We start from the raw sequence: 18,869 nt of genomic DNA, 5'->3' as shown, positions 1-18,869 counted from the left end.
GCACTTTCTAAACACGAAAAGCCCGCGATTCAACTCGCGGGCTTTTGTGTTTAGAGCACCTATGTACATTTATACCTTTACCACAAAAAATTGGAATAAATGGGCGTTGTATTCAGCAAAATAATAGGTATAAACGTAAAATGAGCTCCCCAGCAGCCGACTCAGTCATCATCCTCGATTTCGAGACCACAGGCCTCTCCCCTAACCAAGGAGATAGAGCCATAGAGATTGGCGCAGTAAGAATAGAAAACGGCATAGTCGTCGATACATTTCAGGAACTGATGAACCCAGGCTTTCGTGTCAGTGGGTTTATCGAAGGTTATACTGGTATTTCGAATACTATGTTGGCCAATGCTGCTCCGTGTGAAGAAGTAATGCCACGCTTCGCCGACTTCATCGGCGACCATAACCTGGTGGCACATAATGCCTCCTTCGATCAGCGTTTTTTAGATGCTGAGCTCGATGCAATTAATTTAAGTTATGGAGGGGAATTTGCTTGTTCAATGTTGATAGCTCGTCGTCTATATCAAGCCGCCCCGAATCATAAACTCGGTGGCCTGGTTGAATATAAACAAATTGAAAATGATGGTGTATTTCACCGGGCATTAGCCGACTCAGAGATGACAGCTAAGCTCTGGTTGCAGATGCTTGATGATATGCTCACAGAGCATAGCATCAACGAACCTAGCTTTAAGTTGATGCAAGACTTATCCCGAAAACCTAAGGCTCAGGTTAATCGTTTCTTAAGTATGGTCGGCTAACTTATGAGTTTAGCTGAATGCCCAAAGGCCTCGTCGACTCCCTGACGATTAACTTGGTTGGGATCAGCTGAGCTTTGACTGCTTCACCTTTTATCAATTTGAGCACACTCTCAACCAAAATTTCACCGGCAAGTTGAGTGTTTTGCTTTACAGTCGTCAGCGGAGGGTTAGCGAAGCTGGCAACAGGTATATCGTCATAGCCTACGATCGATACTTGCTCCGGAACCGAAATCCCCAGCTCTTTTAACGCCCGAATAGCACCTATAGCAATGAGATCACTGGCTGCAAAAATAGAATCAAACGCTAGCCCTGAATCGAGCAGTTTATTTGCCGCCTCAAAACCTGATGCCTCAGTACTTATCGCACTAAACTGACGCTTCTTATTGAGAGGTAAACCAGCTTGTTTCATCGCTCTGCTATGGCCTAAGTACCTGTCTCTAAATTCAGGGCTATGGCTGCTCGAGTCGCCTAAGAAAGCGGGTTGTCTACGGCCTTGATCCAATAGATGCTCAGTCGCTATCAAGCCTCCTTGAAAATTATCACAGCCAATAGACAAGACAGACTTGTTGTTATGCTCCGCCCCCCAAATAACAAAGTGAGTATTTTGCTCCAGAAGTTTTTCCAGCTTAGACTCATAATCCAAATAATCACCATAGCCGAGTAATATGATGCCATCGGCCTTATTACTGTCTTCGTAATCTCCGTGCCAGTCGCTACTGAGCTGCTGAAATGAAACCAGCAGATCATAGCCCTGCTGAGCCGTGGCTCTGGTTATTGAACCTAACATGGACAGGAAAAATGGATTAATTAATGAGTCATCATTAGTCGGATCTTCACACAGAAGCAAAGCAATAGTCTTACAGTTTTGAGTCCTTAAATTACTGGCATTCTTATCGACTTTGTAGTTAAGTTCCTTCGCTATGGATTGGATCCGCTCACGAGTTTCAAGGTTCACCAGAGGACTGTTTCTCAGAGCCCTAGATACTGTTGATTGAGATACGCCTGCGCGATATGCAATGTCGATCGAAGTGGCTTTCAATGCCATTAAACTAAGCACCTTATTATTGTTTTATTCTAACGCTAAGTAGTAATAACATTATTGCAGATAAATTCTAGACTCTGTTAGCCTGTATCTAGGCCATACCTTACGTATAGCCTGATTGCCGTTTCAATTAACGAACACTAAATTCCTAGCTCATTGAGCAGATCATCTGCGTCGTCAGCCATTGGTTTGTTATCTATTACCTGAACTAAGGGAGAAGCTTGAGACGCACCCTTCTGATTTTGTCCATGTTCAGCCAGAAGATCATCGGGATCAAATTCCTCTTCATCATCGAAATCATTAAGCTTGATAAACTCAGTCTTATCCATGGCAAACTCAAGATAGAATATATGATTACTTTGAGTTCGAAAAGACACTCTTCTCGCCACAGCCTCATCTAAATTTGTATCGATGGAGATGGTTAACTCTTTATTGATTGTCAGCATTTTTGGCTGACTTTGATTAATTGATGTCTGTAGTTGTTTATTCACCTTACTGATAAAGTCACCCAAAATCTGGTTCATCAACTCACCCATAACATCACCGACTTCATCGGACGTATGAGAAAAAGCCAGCTCAGATTCCGGCATGCCCATCTGTTTCATGTAAGAGCGATAAATCTCTATTGCTGCAGGGGCGGAGAAATTGATCACGACTAATCCCGAAAAGCCTCCATCGAAAATAGAGAAACAACCGAGATCGGGCTTAAGACAAGTGCGGGTGATGCTCTGCACCATGGCGGCATGTGTCACTTGGCTTGCGGTAGTACTCGATAAGACATGAGCAACAGAATTACAAAGTTTGATTAAAATATCATCAGATGTGATGACATGGGATGTAGTAGTCATGAGGCCAACCCAAAAAGAATAATAATTAATTCTGCGCCCAATCAGCAAAAAAATCAAAGTGAAAACAATAAATTAACAGACGCAATCTAAAAAAACATTCAACCTATTACTTAAGCCACTGAATAGACATGATTTTAATCAACATTTCAAAGATGGCAAGAAAAAGTTGATATTAGCGCTTGGTTCTCTTTACAACATTTAAAGTGAATGAGCTGAACAAGCATTAACCTAGAAAAAGCTAATCGCTGCGCCGCCGAATCCCTGCAAACTATGAATACAGATACCGTAAACGTTGAGTCAATTCAAAGTCTACATACCTATACTTGCTCAATATGGGAGCAAACAGCTCCCATATTGAGCAAGGTAATCCCTGTGACTACGCATAATTGAATAATGCATAGTTTTGAAAAGATTTGCCCTAGTTAACTATGCTAAGCTACTGACTCTAATTTCAAAAATATTAGGTAACGGATAATCATGGCGCGAATGACGTTAGCAGTTCATTCTCAACTCTACAGCATACATAGCTTCAGCCCGGATGCTCCGATAGCCCCTGAGATTTTTCAGCAAGAGATGTTTTTTGTGGGAAAAACCAAGGATGAGCTATCCGTTGTAGTGCCTACACATCTGCCTTTAGATAGCTTAGAAGAGGAAAAAGGTTGGCGTTGCTTCGAAGTCATGGGTCCATTAGGCTTCTCTATGACTGGTATTCTCTCCAGTGTCTCCGGCACGCTGGCAGATGCAGAGATCAGTATATTTGCCATATCAACCTTCGATACCGATTATATTTTGGTAAAAAAAGACAAACTCGCCCAGGCCATCACAGCATTAAAGAAAAAGAACTTTATCATAACCGAGTATTAAGTCCCTTCATTCCAATTTTAAGAGCTCTTGCTATGTACGAAAAATCAGTCACTATAACGGCTACTCATGGTATTCATACCAGACCCGCAGCACTACTGGTTAAAGAAGCCAAAACCTATACATGTGATGTCTTAGTAGAATGTAACGGTAAACAAGCCAGTGCCAAGAGCTTGTTTAAACTGCAAACATTAGGCTTATATAATGGCGTAACGGTTAGAGTATTTGCCGAAGGTGAAGAAGCAGAACAAGCCGTAGAGAGAGTCTCGGAGCTTTTAATCACACTCAGCTAAAAGATGTACCCCATCATCAAGTCATTCGTCATAGGAAAACAGTATGTCCATTTCGGGAATTGTTGTGTCACCTGGTATCGCCTTCGGTCAATCTAGAATACTTAATCAACACAACACAGAATTGGATTACCGGGTTTTGCCATTAGCGCAAATTCCAGCCGAGCAAACCAAGCTCTCTACTGCGATAACACAGTTTGTCACCTCATTGACTATCAGCTTACAAAGTTTACAAGCAGATTGTGAAAATTATCAGTTAATCGAGGCCGATATAATACTGCTAGAAGATGATGAGCTTATTGCACAATTACAGTCATCCATTGCCGATCAACAATTCACTGCCAGTGTCGCCGTCGAGCGAATTTTCACTCAACATGCAAATCAGCTAAGGGCCATGGAAGATCTTTATCTTGCTAATAGAGCCCAAGACATAGAGTGTCTGGGCAGCCGCTTGATATCAGTAATCAACGGTAATCTCAAACATGAGCTGCAAAACCTCAGTGGACCGACAATATTATTCGCATATGATCTCACCCCAGCCGAATTTGCCACTCTGCCACTGGATAAGATTAATGGCATAGTGCTGAAAACAGGCGGTTTAACCAGCCATACTGCCATCCTAGCCAGAAGCGCAGGGGTCCCAGCCTTACTCAGTTGTGATTTCGACATCATAGATGTAAATGAATCCCTAAAGGATAATCAAGCCGTGGCTCTCGATGCCTTATCTGGTGTTTTCCACATAGAACCAGATTCTGATGTTCTGGTGAAGCTTAAACAACTTGGCGAAAATGATTCGTTAAGAAAAGCTCAGCTACAGAAATACAAAGACCAACCTATGGTAACTAAGGACTTACACAGAGTCGCCTTGCTAGCCAATGTAGGATGTTTAAGCGAGATAGGTCACTTATCCGATGTGGGAGCCGATGGCATAGGCTTGTTTCGTACCGAGTTTATGTTGATGAATGCCAGCGAGATGCCATCGGAAGAAGTGCAGTACAGGCTATATTGTGATGCGTTACACTTGTTAGATGGTAAGACTTTCACCATAAGAACCTTGGACATAGGTGCCGATAAGGAGCTTCCCTGCCTGTCTCTACCAACAGAAGACAACCCGGCACTGGGTTTTCGTGGTGCCAGATATTCACTCGCTCACCCAGAGTTACTGAAAGTTCAGTTGAAGGCCGTACTTAGGGCGGCAAATCATGGTCAAATAAGATTGATGTTCCCAATGGTCAATCAAGTGGAAGAACTGGACAAGCTTTTCGACATCATCGAGGAATGTAAAACAGAACTCGTTGATGAGGAGCGTGGATATGGCCAACTTAGTTACGGCATAGTGATAGAGACGCCGGCGGCGGTACTGAACCTGCCCTCTATGCTTCCCAGGCTAGACTTTATCAGTATAGGGACTAACGATCTCCCCCAATATACCATGGCGGCAGATCGGACTAATCCTGTGTTAACTAAAGCTTACCCTTCACTGTCACCGGCCATTTTAGCACTCATTAAGATGACGATTAACACGGCTAAGCCTGTTAGGGTCCCTATCTCTTTGTGTGGTGAGCTTGCCACGAGTCCCAATGTCGCGGCAATTCTTGTAGGAATGGGCATAGATGAGCTCAGTGTCAGCCCATCTTCCCTACTGGAGCTTAAATCTTCACTGTGCAATCACACCCTGGCTACCTATCAGCAATGGAGCCAACAAGCATTATCGATACAAAGATTAGATGAATTAAATGATTATGTGTCACACTGTTACTGACTGATATTATTCAGTATGCTGGTGATGACAAGCGTAATAACAATAAGATAGAAATTGTACTAGGGGATAAGAAATGGGTTTTTTAAGCCGTATCAGACGATTAATGTCAGGGCAAACCGACCTAGTTGGAGGCATAGATGTTTATGCCCCCGTATCAGGCGAGATAGTCCCAATTGAAAAGGTACCCGATGTGGTATTTGCCGAGAAAATTGTCGGCGATGGGTTAGCCATAAACCCTAAGGGTAAACAGATCGTCGCGCCAATTGATGGCACTATAGGAAAAATATTCGAGACCAACCACGCGTTCAGCATAGAATCCCCACAAGGGCTGGAATTGTTCGTTCATTTTGGTGTGGGCACGGTGGAATTACGAGGCAATGGCTTTACCCGTCTAGCAGAAGAAGGTCAGGAAGTAAAAATGGGGGAACCCATCTTAGAATTTGATATGGGTTATCTCAAAGAACAAGTCGAGAGTCTTCTGACACCGGTCGTTCTCGCCAACATGGAAGATATTCAATCATTAGATAAAAGGCAAGGCTCTATCGAAGCTGGCAAAGATGTCATCTTCACCGTCGTGCTCTGATATCAAGCTAAACGAGTAACAGCTCATCCCTTCACTGACTCTAAGCTCAGTGAAGGGATATAACTTCCCTTTCAATCAAGAAAAATTCACCTTTAAACCAGTCTCGCCTTGAGCCAAAGTCATGGCAATGCCACAATGCGTGCAAATAACAATTCATGCATCTCCTAAGTCAGCCAGTCAACTGACATTAGTGACACAAGCATGAACATCTGCTTTTAAAAATGGAGTAACTACCTTGACTCTCTACGGCATAAAAAACTGCGATACGGTACGTAAAGCCAGAAAATGGCTCCAAGTTAATCAACCTCAGGTTGCTTTTCATGATTTTCGCGAAGATGGACTCGAGAAAGATCTATTGAGTAGCTGGGTCGCCATGGCTGGCTGGGAAACCCTATTTAATAAGCGCAGCACCAGCTTTCGAAACCTGTCCGATGCCGATAAATCAGATATCGATCAAGACAAGGCCATTGATCTGATGCTCGCCCATCCTACGCTGATCAAGAGACCCGTATTGGTTGCCGCCGATAAAGTACAAGTTGGCTTTAAAGAAGCCGAATACCAAGAATGGTTCAAGCTATGAGCCAGAATGTATTAACGCTTGCCCAAGATTTAATCTCTCGTCCATCGGTCACACCACTAGATGAAGGTTGCCAGCAGTTAATGGCTGACAGATTAGCTAAGGCTGGCTTCGACATTGAGCCTATGGTGTTTGAAGACACCACTAATATGTGGGCCAGACGTGGCACCGAAAAGCCAGTATTTTGCTTCGCTGGCCATACAGATGTGGTCCCTGTAGGCGATCTCAATCGCTGGCACACGCCTCCATTTGACCCTGTCGTTATCGATGGCTACCTCCACGGCCGCGGTGCCGCTGATATGAAGGGCTCACTCGCCGCCATGTTGGTCGCTACCGAACGTTTCGTGAAGAAGAACCCAGATCATAAGGGCTCTATCGCCTTCTTGATAACCAGTGATGAAGAGGGACCTTTCATCAACGGTACCACTCGCGTCATAGACACTTTAGAAGCCAGAAATGAGAAGATCACTTGGTCTCTGGTCGGTGAACCATCATCGACTCATAAGCTAGGTGATATCGTCAAAAATGGACGCCGAGGGAGCCTGACCGGCAATCTTACCGTCAATGGCATTCAGGGCCATGTGGCCTACCCTCACCTTGCGGACAATCCTATTCATAAGGCGATGCCAGCCTTAGATGAATTGGCCAAGATGCATTGGGATAAGGGCAATGAATACTTCCCGCCCACCAGCTTCCAGATAGCCAATATCAATGGCGGTACAGGCGCATCTAATGTGATCCCTGGAGCATTAGAAGTCATGTTTAACTTCCGATATTCAACCGAAGTCACCGCAGAAATACTCATTCAGCGCGTGCTAAATATCTTAGATACCCACGGTTTAGAGTACGATATCGACTGGATCTACAACGGTCTGCCCTTTCTCACCGGAGATGGGCCTCTGCTCGATGCAACTCGAGCAGCAATCAAGCAAGTCACGGGAACAGACACAGATCCACAAACGACCGGAGGCACCTCAGATGGACGTTTCATCGCGCCTACTGGCGCACAAGTGATAGAACTGGGTCCGGTTAATGCCACGATTCACAAAGTGAACGAGTGCGTAAAAGTGGATGACATCGAGCAACTGGCACTTTGTTATGAAGTGATATTGGAAAAATTACTTTGCTAAACTCCATGGCGGCCTATGGCCTTAATTCAAGCCACTTAGTAGAACATCAAGGTCATAAACTCGAGCGTAGAACCCGAGATGCGTTCATAGATATGGCCCGTGCAGCCGACTGCTATGGGGTAACACTCCAGCTCTGTTCCGGTTACCGTGACTTCAAAAGACAAGTTAAGATTTGGAACGCCAAGGCCAATGGTAAACGGCCTGTTTTAGACCTTAAGTCCCAGACCGTCTCTCTCAAGGGTAAGTCACCCAATGAGATCATCGATTTGATCTTAATTTGGTCTGCACTGCCCGGCGCCTCACGCCACCATTGGGGAACCGATATAGATGTCTTTGATGCTACAGGTATCGAACAAGGTGATTTACAACTGGTGACCGCCGAATACTCACAAGGTGGACCTTGTGCCAAGCTTCACCTCTGGTTGCTAGAACATGCCGCTGACTTTGGGTTTTACTTTCCCTTTCAACAAGGATTAAGCGGCGTCAGCCCAGAGCCTTGGCACTTGAGCTATTACCCGGTATCCAGTGACATTTTAGAAAGTTTCGATGTGGAATGTTTAAAGCAGACGATAATAGACTCAGACATTATATTTAAAAATGAAATACTGTCACGCCTGCCTGCTTTAACACAAGAATATGTGTTTAAGGTCGCACCGCCTCCTGAGTAGGCACGCTTAAGTCACAGGATTAAGTAAGCTATACCCAGTAGAAACGGCCTCAAAGTTAATGCACGAACACCGTTTAGATAACACACCAATCGAACTCTTATGACCCATGAAGACAGCAGGAAATATGAATTTTTCATCCGCAAGAAAACAGATAACCATAGATAACAAAAGTCTGAATTACTTAGATATAGGCACAGGTCCGGCACTATTATTCGGCCACAGTTATCTTTGGGATTCTAAGATGTGGGCCCCTCAAATAGAGCACCTATCCAAGCAATATCGTTGTATCGTGCCCGACTTATGGGGACATGGTGAGTCTGACTCTCTTCCTGAAGCGACACGCTCATTACAACATATCAGTCAGCAGATGCTGCAATTAATGGATAGCCTGTCGATAGACGATTTTTCAGTGATTGGTTTATCAGTTGGTGGTATGTGGGGCGCAGAACTGGCACTCGCCGCGCCGACGCGTGTCAAAACATTAGTCATGATGAATTCCTTCATTGGTTATGAGCCGGAAGTCGCCAGAGCTAAGTATTACGCTATGCTGGATATTATCAAAGAAACCCAAGGCGTTCCGGCGCCACTTATCGAGCAAATCGCGCCACTGTATTTCGCCAAAAATGTAGAGCAGGATGCACCCGAACTGTTTAACACATTTAAACAATCTCTCGCCAATATAGGCACGGGACGTATCGAAAGTATTTGTCGATTAGGCAAGATCATTTTTGGTCGCCGTGACACCATGGATGACATAGATAATTTGGCTTTACCTTGTTTGATCATGACTGGACTAGAAGACACTGTACGACCTGTGTTAGAAAGCTATCTGATGCACGATGCCATAGACGGCAGTGAATTTATCCATATTCCCAAGGCTGGTCACATCTCGAGTTTGGAACAGCCAAACTTTGTCAATACTGAGTTGAGTAAGTTCCTCTCTAAGCACTTATCTAATAGCTAAATAATTTATTAAATCAATAGCTAATAATCATTGTGGGAGGATCACCTCCTCCCACAATTTTAAACTGGACATTCCCCCCCTCTCTGACTTTCCCACCATAATCCCATTGAATTTAAGATTAAAATATCGCGCCCATGTGAACTTTCAACAATTACCTACTACCTTTAAGCAGAGTTAAGTCATTAAAAAGGTTTGGCAATGAGAAAGAGTTCACTGGCAATAACCATAGCCGCATTAATATATACACCTATGATTTTAGCTGAGGTCAACATCAATGGATTTGCCTCCATTGTTGCAGGCTCGAGTTTAGATGACGACAAAGCCTATTACGCATACGACAAAGAGATAAACTTTGAAAATGATAGTAAAATTGCGCTTCAGTTTTCAGCTGATCTGGGTGAGGGATTAAGAGCCACCGCCCAAGTAATCTCCAGGGGTTCTAATGATTTTAAACCTGAATTTGAGTGGGCTTATATCTCCTATGACATCAGCGATAATTTTATGTTGATGGCGGGTCGACAGAGGTTCAATTTATACAAATATTCAGATTATATAGATGTGGGATACGCCTACCATTGGATCACTCCACCCAGAGGTGTCTATTCTTTGCCTTTTAATTCAGGTGAAGGTGTTGGTTTGCTTTATAACGATTTGTGGGGGGAGACAGAAGCTGGACTCACGTACAAATATATCACATCCTCGATCTCAGATTATCAACCCATAGGCTCAGATGCGACGCCCTCGCCTTTTTCCGCTAAGGGTCACATCATCAATTTAAGTTTTATCACTGAAGCATTTGAATATGGGCTCAACATCGGCCTGATAGAGGAGTACTCCTACGAGCTCCCTGATCTTTTGGCCTTAGGTGCAGCAATTTCAGACACGGGCGTGTTTCCCCAAGAAATTGTTGACGACTTATTGCCCATAGATGATGGCGCAACACTCATAGGTGCACATATAAAATATAATGCCGATAATTGGTTTATGCTTGCCGAATATACTGTTACCGAATTGGATCCAAGTTCACTGTCCGATACCACATCAGGGTACATCTCCGGCGGAGTGATTTTCAATGACTTAACCTTTCATCTCACCTATGGAGTTGATGAAGGGACGCCCCAGATGGATGCTTATGAGTCTATGCTTCCCATCTACACGGCACTCCCTCTGGCTAACCAAGTCGCCTTGGCGCCACTCTTATTTGGCACACAAGCAGCCTTAAAGGCTCAAGAAGAGGACAGTAGCTATTACATAGTGGGCACCCGCTGGGATTTTCATCCATCTGCAGCCCTGAAGATTGAATACACGTACTACTCAGATGACTATAGCGATGGCAGCGATTCGCAGCTGCTGGCAATGGCTGTAGATATGGTATTTTAAGTATTTGTTTGCAGTGAATAAGGAGTCCATAATGAACAGATGTTTTCGCTGTTTTATCTCCCTGATCAGCCTTATGTTCTGTTTTGCGGCGACGGCGGAAGTGGCCGTGGTGGTACACCCTTCTAATCCTGCTAGCCTCTCTATTCAAGACATATCCAGAATTTATCTAGGTAAGATCAAATCATTTCCCGGTGGCTCTAAAGCTATTGCTCTGGATCAAAAACAAGGAAGCCTTGAGAGGATGGCATTTGTTAAACACGTTCTCAATAAATCTGAGAGCCAGCTTAAATCCTACTGGTCTAAACGTCTATTTTCGGGTCAGGGTCAGCCGCCAATAGCCGTTGATACTAATGCTGATGTCATGGAGCTCATCAGTGCGAACCCGAATATGATAGGCTTTGTCGACGCACAAGCCGTCAATAACAGTGTCAAAGTCGTCGCCACCTTCTAACTCTTCCACACTAAAAACCAACTCGATTAACAGAAATTTAAAAACTTCTGTTAATCGTTAATTAATGTTAACCCTGTATCTTACTGAATAGACCACCAAAGTGAACAAAGGATGCTAGAATGCATTTTCGTCACAATCGACTCTTAATTACTTAATTTCTGTGAACAAATGAAAATACTAAAACCCCTATTTGACAATAATCGCCGTTGGGCCGAACGTATCGTACAAGAGAAGCCTGATTTTTTTGAGCTGTTGGCGAAACAGCAAAACCCTGAATATCTGTGGATTGGCTGCTCCGATAGTCGTGTACCTTCGAATCAAATTATCGATCTCATGCCTGGGGAAGTTTTCGTCCATAGAAATATCGCCAACATGGTGATTCATACGGATCTCAACTGTTTATCTGTATTGCAATATGCAGTTGAAGTGCTAAAAGTGAAACACATCATGGTTGTCGGCCACTATGGCTGTGGCGGCGTGAAAGCCTCTATGGGTAAACAAAGACTCGGGCTTATCGATAACTGGCTGGGGCACATCAGAGATATTCACCGCCTTCATAACGCAGAGCTCAATCAACTGGGTGAACAGGAGAAGTTCGATCGTCTCTGTGAACTCAACGTCATCGAACAAGTCGGCAATGTCAGCAGCACCAATATCGTTCAAGATGCTTGGGCAAAAGGACAGAATGTCTCCGTTCATGGGTGGATTTACAGTGTCGAAAATGGCTTGCTATCAGATCTTGATGTTACCGTCGACAACGAACAGTTTAAAGCCGAAATCGATTAATTTATCTGTACCAGCCCTTAAATCCCCTAATATTTAGGGGCTTGATGTACAGGCTTTACCCTATCTCTTCAATATCTTGCTTTTTTAATTAAATAATCCTTAATAAACATCGCAGTTTTTAGCCTAACCCAGTTATAATCCTTCAGTTATGATTTATATCTCGCGCAGATAAGCGCAGCGAATTCTAAGGAAATTTCCATGCCCGGTTTTGAATTATTTGGTCCTGAAGAGAAGCAAGAAGTTGCAGACGTAATGGAGAACGGTTTTACTTTCCGTTATAACTTTGATCATATGCGTAATGACCGCTGGAAAACGCGTGAGATGGAGCAGCTACTGTGTGAAAAAATGAATGTGAATCACGCTCACCTTCTTTCAAGCGGTACAGCTGCACTGCAAACAGCACTAGCCGCTGCGGGGATTGGTGCCGGCGATGAGGTTATCGTCCCTCCCTTTACGTTTGTCGCCTCAGTAGAAGCGGTTTTCATGGCCGGCGCAGTACCAGTTTTTGCCGAGATTGATGAGACACTTTGTCTATCACCAGAAGGCATCGAAGCTGCGATCACCCCCCGTACTAGGGCGGTTAACTTAGTCCACATGTGTGGTTCTATGGGTAAGATGGATGAAATAAAGGCCATCTGTGATAAGCATGATCTTGTTCTGCTAGAAGATGCCTGTCAGGCTATCGGCGGCACATACAAGGGCCAAGCCCTTGGCACAATCGGCGATGTAGGCTGTTATTCATTTGACTCAGTAAAGACCATCACTTGCGGTGAAGGCGGAGCCGTTATCACTAACAGTGAAACCATTTACAATCACACTCATATGTTCTCTGATCATGGCCACGACCATGTGGGCAACGACCGCGGCGCCGAAGACCATCCAATCATGGGTCTCAACTTCCGCATCTCAGAAATGAACTCGGCCATGGGTCTAGCACAACTTCGTAAACTCGATACCATCATCGAGATCCAGCGCAAGCATAAGAAGCTCATCAAGGATGCCATTGGCGATATCGCCGAAATCACCTTCCGTGAGCTGCCTGATGCAGAAGGTGATTCGGCTGGTTTCCTAACATTTATGATGCCAACAGAAGAGCGCACCATAGAGATCAACAAAAAATTAGCTGAAAATGGCGTTGACGGTTGTTTCTACTGGTATATCAACAACTGGCATTACCTAAGCAATTGGAAACACATTCAAGAGCTTAAATCTTGCTCTGCACTGCCGATCACATTAATCGAAGATCGTCCAGACTATACTAAAGTCTCGGTGCCTAAGTCTGATGCAATCATGAGCAAGACCATCTCTATGTTGATAAAACTCTCCTGGACTGAAGCAGAAATAGCCCAGCGCATCGAGAACATAAAGAAAGCCTTCGCATAACCCCATATTATAATTGCGCCTTACATTAAGGCGCAATTTCACATTTCAACGGAGAATGTTGTAATGAGTTTTAAAAATTTCAAATGCGTGCCTAAAATGATTTTTGGACGTGGCTCATTCGTAGACCTAGATCTGGTATTAAGCGAAGAGCGCAAGACTGAAGACGATTTCGTCGTTTTTCTTGTGGATGATGTGCATCAGGACAAGCCGCTAGCGGCTCGTGTTTCCGTTAAAGGCCATGATCTACTTATCTACGTTAACGTTGACGATGAGCCATCGACTAAGCAAGTCGACGCATTAACTGAACAGGTACAAGCCTTCAATGGTAAGCTTCCTGTGAGTGTTGTGGGTCTGGGTGGTGGTTCAACTCTGGATTTAGCCAAGGCTGTGTCTTTGATGCTAACCAATCCGGGTGGCAGCGCCATGTACCAAGGTTGGGATCTCATCAAGAACCCGGCTATCCACCATATTGGTATTCCAACAATTTCAGGCACAGGCGCAGAAGCATCACGCACTGCAGTGTTGTGTGGACCTGTGCGTAAGCTGGGCTTGAACTCAGATTACACGGTATTCGATCAGATCATTATGGACTCTGAACTTATCGATGGTGTTGAGAAAGATCAATGGTTCTATACCGGAATGGATTGCTTTATCCATTGTGTTGAATCACTCCAGGGCACATTCCTTAACGAATTTGCTAAAGCCTTCGCTGAGAAATCTATGGATCTTTGTCGTGAAGTCTACATAGACGATCATGCAGAGAAAGATGATAAGTTGATGATGGCCTCATACATGGGCGGCATGAGCATAGCCTACAGCCAGGTTGGTGCCTGCCACGCCGTGTCTTACGGTTTAGGTTACGTACTGGGTTATCATCACGGTATAGGCAACTGTATCGCCTTCGATGTACTCGAAGACTTCTACCCTCAAGGGGTTGCAGAATTCCGTACCATGATCGAAAAACATAACATCACTATCCCGAAAGGTATCTGTAAAGATCTTCCCGATGAGACTATCGCTAAGATGGTTAAGGTCGCTAAGAGCATGGGCCCACTATGGGAAAATGTCTATGGCCCTAGTTGGGAAGAAAAAGTCACCGATGAGATGCTAACTGCACTCTATCGTCGCATGTAGAGCTATTGAGATGCTAACGGCACACTATGTGTCATCGCATGTAATAATGCTGACTGCTTGTTACTAATGAGGGCTCAATTGAGCCCTCATCTATTGAACTAGAATTGTAAAATGATAGGTAAATCCCATGAATGTTACCCTGTTAATCCCGGCACGCTATGGTTCAAGTCGTTTTCCAGGAAAACCACTAGCCCCGATTAACGGCAAGCCTATGATCCAGCATGTTGTTGAGCGTGCATCATTAGCCAAAGGCCTGACCTCCATCTATGTGGCCACTGACGATGTTCGTATCAAAGACGCTGTTGAAGCCTTCGGTGGTAAAGTAATAATGACCAGTCCAGAAGCCGCTTCAGGTACAGACAGAATTGAAGATGCCATTACCCAATTGGGCTTGAAAGATGATGACCTTATTGTCAACCTTCAAGGCGATCAGCCGTTGATCGATCCTATCTCAATCGAACAGATCATTAGCTTGTTCCAACGTCATCCCGGTGAGTTCGGTATGGCCACCTTAGGTTTTGAGATCACTGAGAAGAGTGAACTTGACGATCCTAAACACGTGAAAATGGTGTTCGATAACGATTTTAATGCCCTATATTTTTCCCGTGCTCGTATTCCCTTTGGCCGTGACACCAGCGAGTATCCTGTGTACAAGCATTTAGGCGTCTATGCCTATACCAGAAGTTTCGTATCCACTTTTGCTAAACTTCCATTAGGACGTTTAGAAGATCTTGAGAAGCTTGAACAGCTCAGGGCACTGGAACATGGCCATAAGATCAAAGTCGCTATCAGTGCCTTCGACTCACCCGAGGTCGATACCCCTGAAGATATCCGCATCTGTGAAGCAAGACTGGCGGTAGATTAAATAAGACAAAGCCCACCTTACGGGCTTTGTTTTACTCCTTTGAGAACATTGATTAAGGGTACTCATGTCTGATCTTGAAACTTGGCTCATCATCATTCTCGTTATTGGCGTGATAGCCAGTAATCTTGCCGTGCTCAAATACAGTGCTAAATATAAAATGACTCAATTCGGTAAAGACACTAAGCTCAGCGCTAAAACGAAGAAGCCATCCAGCCCTAAGGATAAGGAAAACTCAGAGCCATCCGATCAAAGCACGGTTAATCCGACAACTAAGACCGATGATTTAGAAGATGACAAGACGAATAAAGATGGCAAATCTGGCACATCAAATTAGCACTAAGCATTTAAGCTCTTAGACCAATCACAGTTTATTCCTTAGCCATTTTTTCCTAGGCACAAATCCCCGTCTGCTCTGTTATCGAGTTCATGCACTATACTCATTGCTGTCTGAGTAAATAATGAGACATGGACATGACGCTACTAGAGCTGATTGGGAATACCCCTCTACTGGATCTGAGTTTTCTCAGTAAAACACAAGAGCGTATCAAACTATTCGCTAAAGCCGAATGGCGTAATCCTGGGGGGTCCCTCAAAGACAGGCCAGTCAAAGCGATGTTGTTGAATGCCATTGGATCCGGCGAGCTAGTATCAGGAAAAACCATACTCGACTCCAGCAGCGGCAATGCCGGTATCTCTTACAGCATGATAGGTGCCGCCCTGGGTTTTCCAGTCACTATCGTCATTCCCGGCAACGCCAGTAATGAACGCAAGCAACGTTTACTGGCCCATGGCGCGACACTCATCGAAACCGATCCCCTAGAAGGCTACGATCAGGCACTACGTCATGTGCGTGGGCTTTATGCCGATTCAAAAGACAAATATTTCTACTGCGATCAATACAGCAATCCATTCAATGTCCAGGCTCATTTTCACGGCACCGCTAACGAACTACTGCAGCAAAGTCCCGACCCTATCACCCACTTTGTCTGCGGTGTCGGTACAGGCGGCTCATTAACAGGTATAGCTAGGCGGCTGAAACAGACTAACGCCGACATATGCATTGTTGGTGTTCGTCCAGAAGTCTGGCCTGGCATAGAAGGCTTAAAGCCCCTGGGGCAACCGGAGGACATCATACCTGCAATCTATGATGCTGGCCTAGTCGATGAATGGGTAGACATCAGCGCCGACGAAGCTAAGGAAATGTGTCTAAAGATGGCCAGTTATGGCTACTTCCTCGGTCAGTCTTCCGGCGCTTACTTGGCCGCGTGTGAAAAGTTAATGCAGAGTCTATCTTCTGGCGTCGTCACCACCTTATTGTGTGACTTAGGTGAACGCTATATCAGTTCAGGGCTGTGGCAGTGATGAAGGCGAGTTTAACGATTCAGTCAGCCAAAACTTGTTGACTAGACAAACCAGAGGAGCTTAGATGAGTATCGAAATAACCAGATTAATCGAGGCTCAATTCTTAGCCCATGCTAAGACCTGTTACCCCCATGAATGCTGTGGCTTCATTACGGGTATACAATCAGGCTTGGCATTCTCTAAGGCCAGCTATTACCTCCCCTGTCATAATACCTTAGTGGAAAAGTCACGGCGTTTCCTTATCGACCCTCTACAGTATCAAGACGCAGAAGACAGGGCCGATGAGCAGGGACTAGATATCATCAGCATAGTCCATTCTCACCCAGACCATAACCATGATCCCTCCGAATTTGACCGCTTACATGCCTGGCCAGGGCTGAGTTACATCATCATTTCGGTTCTTGAGGGCCAGGTGAGCAGTTATCGCTCCTGGCAACTCAGGGAAGATCACAGCCAATTTGATGCAGAAGACACGTTAATAGAAGATGAATCATGAAAATGAAAATAATGAAAATTAAGCTCCCTTCCACACAACGACGATTTACCGGCAATCAGAAGCAGAAGTCATGCTAATAGAGGATGAGTCATGAAGATGATAATGAAAATCCCTTCCCCACTGCGCCGATTTACCGACAATCAGATGCAGATAGAACTCGATGGCCTAACAGTAAAAGAAGCCCTCAATGAACTGTTTAAGCGCTATCCGGATATCAAACCTCAGATCATGGATGACACAGGTGACTTACGAAATTTTGTTAACCTGTATCACAACAAGGTAGATATCCGTCAGCAAGAGGGTCTAGACACTGAACTCCAATCCGGCAGTGAAGTAAGGATAGTCCCAGCCATTGCCGGTGGTAGCGAACTCGATACTCCTTTGTCACCCAATGAGCTCAGTCGCTATAGTCGACATATCCTCTTGCCTGAAATTGGAATACAAGGGCAAGAATCCCTGAAAAATGCCAGCATCTTGATCATCGGGGCTGGCGGACTCGGATGCCCATTAGCACTCTATCTGGCCGCCGCCGGCGTTGGCCACTTAGGTCTTGTGGACGATGATGTCGTCGATGAATCTAATCTTCAGAGACAAGTGCTGTTCAGCGTCGATGACATCGGACAGCCTAAGGTCGATTGTGCTAAGCGGCGTCTCGAGCGGCTCAACCCAAACATTAACATCACCGTTTATTGTGAACGCCTCACTTCAGACAATGCACTCAAGATCATTGAAGACTACAATATCATCATAGATGGCACTGATAACTTCCCTACCCGATATCTGGTCAACGATGCCTGTATCTTACTCAACAAACCTAACATCTACGGCAGCATCTTTCGCTTCGACGGTCAGGCCAGTGTATTCAACTATCAAGCCGGTCCCTGTTATCGCTGCCTTTATCCTGCTCCGCCACCTCCAGGTCTCGTGCCCTCTTGCGCCGAGGGCGGTGTACTCGGTGTATTACCCAGTATCATAGCCTCTATACAAGCCACCGAAGCCATCAAGATGATCACCAGTATCGGCTCCCCACTATCCGGGCGTCTGCTCTTATATGATGCCTTGGCCATGGATTTTGAGTTTCTTGCCATAGTCAGAAACCCTGACTGCCCCATCTGCGGCGATACCCCATCCATTACAGAGCTCATCGACTATCAGGCATTTTGTGGCCTCTCTCACACCAGTGAGGCTAAGTCCTATAAAGAGATAGAAGCCAAGGCGCTTAAAGCCTGGATGGATAGAGATCAGAGCGTGTGCCTTATCGATGTTAGAGAACCCTTCGAGCGGGCCATATGCATGATAGCGGGGAGTCAATATATCCCCATGCAAGAGTTCGATGCTCATCTGGCCGAGCTAGACCCGGATCTAGAGTTGGTTATTCACTGTAAACTGGGCGGCCGCTCGGCTAAAGTGTGTGATAAGCTGACAGCCCTAGGTTTTAGCAAGGTGACCAATCTCAAGGGGGGCATCTTGGCCTGGATTGACCAGGTTGATCCCAATCTGACCCGTTATTGACGGGGATCTCAATA

Annotated in this window: 21 protein-coding genes; 19 read left to right on the top strand and 2 right to left on the bottom strand. The window is 45.0% G+C overall.

Going from position 1 to position 18,869, the window contains the following annotated elements; all coding sequences use genetic code 11:
* The first annotated feature begins 140 nt into the window (after window positions 1-140).
* Window positions 141-761: a 3'-5' exonuclease gene (locus sps_RS03250; protein WP_077751214.1), complete on the top strand. Its 621-nt coding sequence runs from the start codon at window positions 141-143 to the stop codon at window positions 759-761.
* A 1-nt stretch (window position 762) separates the two neighbouring features.
* Here sps_RS03250 and sps_RS03245 read toward each other — a convergent pair whose 3' ends face one another.
* Both sps_RS03245 and sps_RS03240 read right to left on the bottom strand, forming a co-directional pair.
* On the bottom strand, window positions 763-1,806 hold the full coding sequence (locus sps_RS03245; protein ID WP_077751212.1) for a LacI family DNA-binding transcriptional regulator: 1,044 nt from the start codon (window positions 1,804-1,806) through the stop codon (window positions 763-765).
* Window positions 1,807-1,943: 137 nt separating this feature from the next.
* The gene (locus sps_RS03240; RefSeq protein ID WP_077751210.1) at window positions 1,944-2,651 is read right to left on the bottom strand and encodes a DUF3334 family protein; all 708 of its coding nucleotides are present in this window, start codon (window positions 2,649-2,651) and stop codon (window positions 1,944-1,946) included.
* 477 nt (window positions 2,652-3,128) lie between these two features.
* Between sps_RS03240 and sps_RS03235 the strand changes: the two genes are divergently transcribed.
* From sps_RS03235 to moeB, 18 genes are all read left to right on the top strand, one after another.
* Complete coding sequence (locus sps_RS03235) at window positions 3,129-3,515, top strand: ACT domain-containing protein (protein WP_077751209.1); 387 nt, start codon at window positions 3,129-3,131, stop codon at window positions 3,513-3,515.
* Between the two features lie 32 nt (window positions 3,516-3,547).
* Window positions 3,548-3,805, top strand: a complete 258-nt coding sequence (locus sps_RS03230) for an HPr family phosphocarrier protein (protein WP_077751208.1) — start codon at window positions 3,548-3,550, stop codon at window positions 3,803-3,805.
* A gap of 43 nt (window positions 3,806-3,848) precedes the next feature.
* A complete protein-coding gene (ptsP, locus tag sps_RS03225; protein ID WP_077751206.1) occupies window positions 3,849-5,564 on the top strand; it encodes a phosphoenolpyruvate--protein phosphotransferase in 1,716 nt (571 codons plus the stop codon).
* Between the two features lie 73 nt (window positions 5,565-5,637).
* A complete protein-coding gene (gene crr, locus sps_RS03220) occupies window positions 5,638-6,147 on the top strand; it encodes a PTS glucose transporter subunit IIA (RefSeq protein ID WP_077751205.1) in 510 nt (169 codons plus the stop codon).
* Between the two features lie 235 nt (window positions 6,148-6,382).
* The gene (locus sps_RS03215; protein ID WP_077751203.1) at window positions 6,383-6,727 is read left to right on the top strand and encodes an ArsC family reductase; all 345 of its coding nucleotides are present in this window, start codon (window positions 6,383-6,385) and stop codon (window positions 6,725-6,727) included.
* Window positions 6,724-7,854, top strand: coding sequence for a succinyl-diaminopimelate desuccinylase (gene dapE / locus sps_RS03210; protein WP_077755528.1), 1,131 nt, complete (start codon window positions 6,724-6,726; stop codon window positions 7,852-7,854). The genes sps_RS03215 and dapE overlap by 4 nt, the downstream gene beginning before the upstream one ends.
* Window positions 7,855-7,859: 5 nt before the next feature.
* The gene (locus sps_RS03205) at window positions 7,860-8,522 is read left to right on the top strand and encodes a M15 family metallopeptidase (protein WP_077751202.1); all 663 of its coding nucleotides are present in this window, start codon (window positions 7,860-7,862) and stop codon (window positions 8,520-8,522) included.
* A 124-nt stretch (window positions 8,523-8,646) separates the two neighbouring features.
* Complete coding sequence (locus tag sps_RS03200) at window positions 8,647-9,486, top strand: alpha/beta fold hydrolase (protein WP_077751201.1); 840 nt, start codon at window positions 8,647-8,649, stop codon at window positions 9,484-9,486.
* Window positions 9,487-9,684: 198 nt separating this feature from the next.
* Window positions 9,685-10,866, top strand: coding sequence for a porin (locus tag sps_RS03195; RefSeq protein ID WP_077751199.1), 1,182 nt, complete (start codon window positions 9,685-9,687; stop codon window positions 10,864-10,866).
* 31 nt (window positions 10,867-10,897) lie between these two features.
* Window positions 10,898-11,317 (top strand): type 2 periplasmic-binding domain-containing protein, encoded by a 420-nt coding sequence (locus sps_RS03190; RefSeq protein WP_077751198.1) that lies wholly within the window; start codon window positions 10,898-10,900, stop codon window positions 11,315-11,317.
* Between the two features lie 168 nt (window positions 11,318-11,485).
* Complete coding sequence (gene can, locus sps_RS03185; RefSeq protein WP_077751196.1) at window positions 11,486-12,103, top strand: carbonate dehydratase; 618 nt, start codon at window positions 11,486-11,488, stop codon at window positions 12,101-12,103.
* 198 nt (window positions 12,104-12,301) lie between these two features.
* A complete protein-coding gene (kdnA, locus tag sps_RS03180) occupies window positions 12,302-13,486 on the top strand; it encodes an 8-amino-3,8-dideoxy-alpha-D-manno-octulosonate transaminase KdnA (RefSeq protein ID WP_077751195.1) in 1,185 nt (394 codons plus the stop codon).
* Between the two features lie 63 nt (window positions 13,487-13,549).
* Window positions 13,550-14,620: a 3-deoxy-alpha-D-manno-octulosonate 8-oxidase KdnB gene (gene kdnB, locus sps_RS03175; protein WP_077751193.1), complete on the top strand. Its 1,071-nt coding sequence runs from the start codon at window positions 13,550-13,552 to the stop codon at window positions 14,618-14,620.
* Between the two features lie 127 nt (window positions 14,621-14,747).
* Window positions 14,748-15,485 (top strand): 8-amino-3,8-dideoxy-manno-octulosonate cytidylyltransferase KdsB, encoded by a 738-nt coding sequence (gene kdsB, locus sps_RS03170; protein WP_077751191.1) that lies wholly within the window; start codon window positions 14,748-14,750, stop codon window positions 15,483-15,485.
* Between the two features lie 64 nt (window positions 15,486-15,549).
* A complete protein-coding gene (locus tag sps_RS03165; protein ID WP_077751190.1) occupies window positions 15,550-15,819 on the top strand; it encodes a DUF2897 family protein in 270 nt (89 codons plus the stop codon).
* Window positions 15,820-15,956: 137 nt separating this feature from the next.
* Window positions 15,957-16,847 carry a PLP-dependent cysteine synthase family protein gene (locus sps_RS03160; RefSeq protein WP_077751189.1) on the top strand — a complete coding sequence of 297 codons (891 nt, stop codon included), beginning with the start codon at window positions 15,957-15,959 and terminating at the stop codon, window positions 16,845-16,847.
* A 64-nt stretch (window positions 16,848-16,911) separates the two neighbouring features.
* Window positions 16,912-17,343 carry a M67 family metallopeptidase gene (locus tag sps_RS03155; RefSeq protein ID WP_077751188.1) on the top strand — a complete coding sequence of 144 codons (432 nt, stop codon included), beginning with the start codon at window positions 16,912-16,914 and terminating at the stop codon, window positions 17,341-17,343.
* Between the two features lie 90 nt (window positions 17,344-17,433).
* Window positions 17,434-18,855 (top strand): molybdopterin-synthase adenylyltransferase MoeB, encoded by a 1,422-nt coding sequence (moeB, locus tag sps_RS03150; protein ID WP_077751186.1) that lies wholly within the window; start codon window positions 17,434-17,436, stop codon window positions 18,853-18,855.
* Window positions 18,856-18,869 lie beyond the last annotated feature (14 nt).

This window comes from Shewanella psychrophila, assembly GCF_002005305.1.
Lineage (GTDB): Bacteria > Pseudomonadota > Gammaproteobacteria > Enterobacterales > Shewanellaceae > Shewanella > Shewanella psychrophila.
The sequence above is the reverse complement of the archived record's forward strand: the minus strand, read 5'-3'. Positions and strand labels throughout refer to the sequence as shown.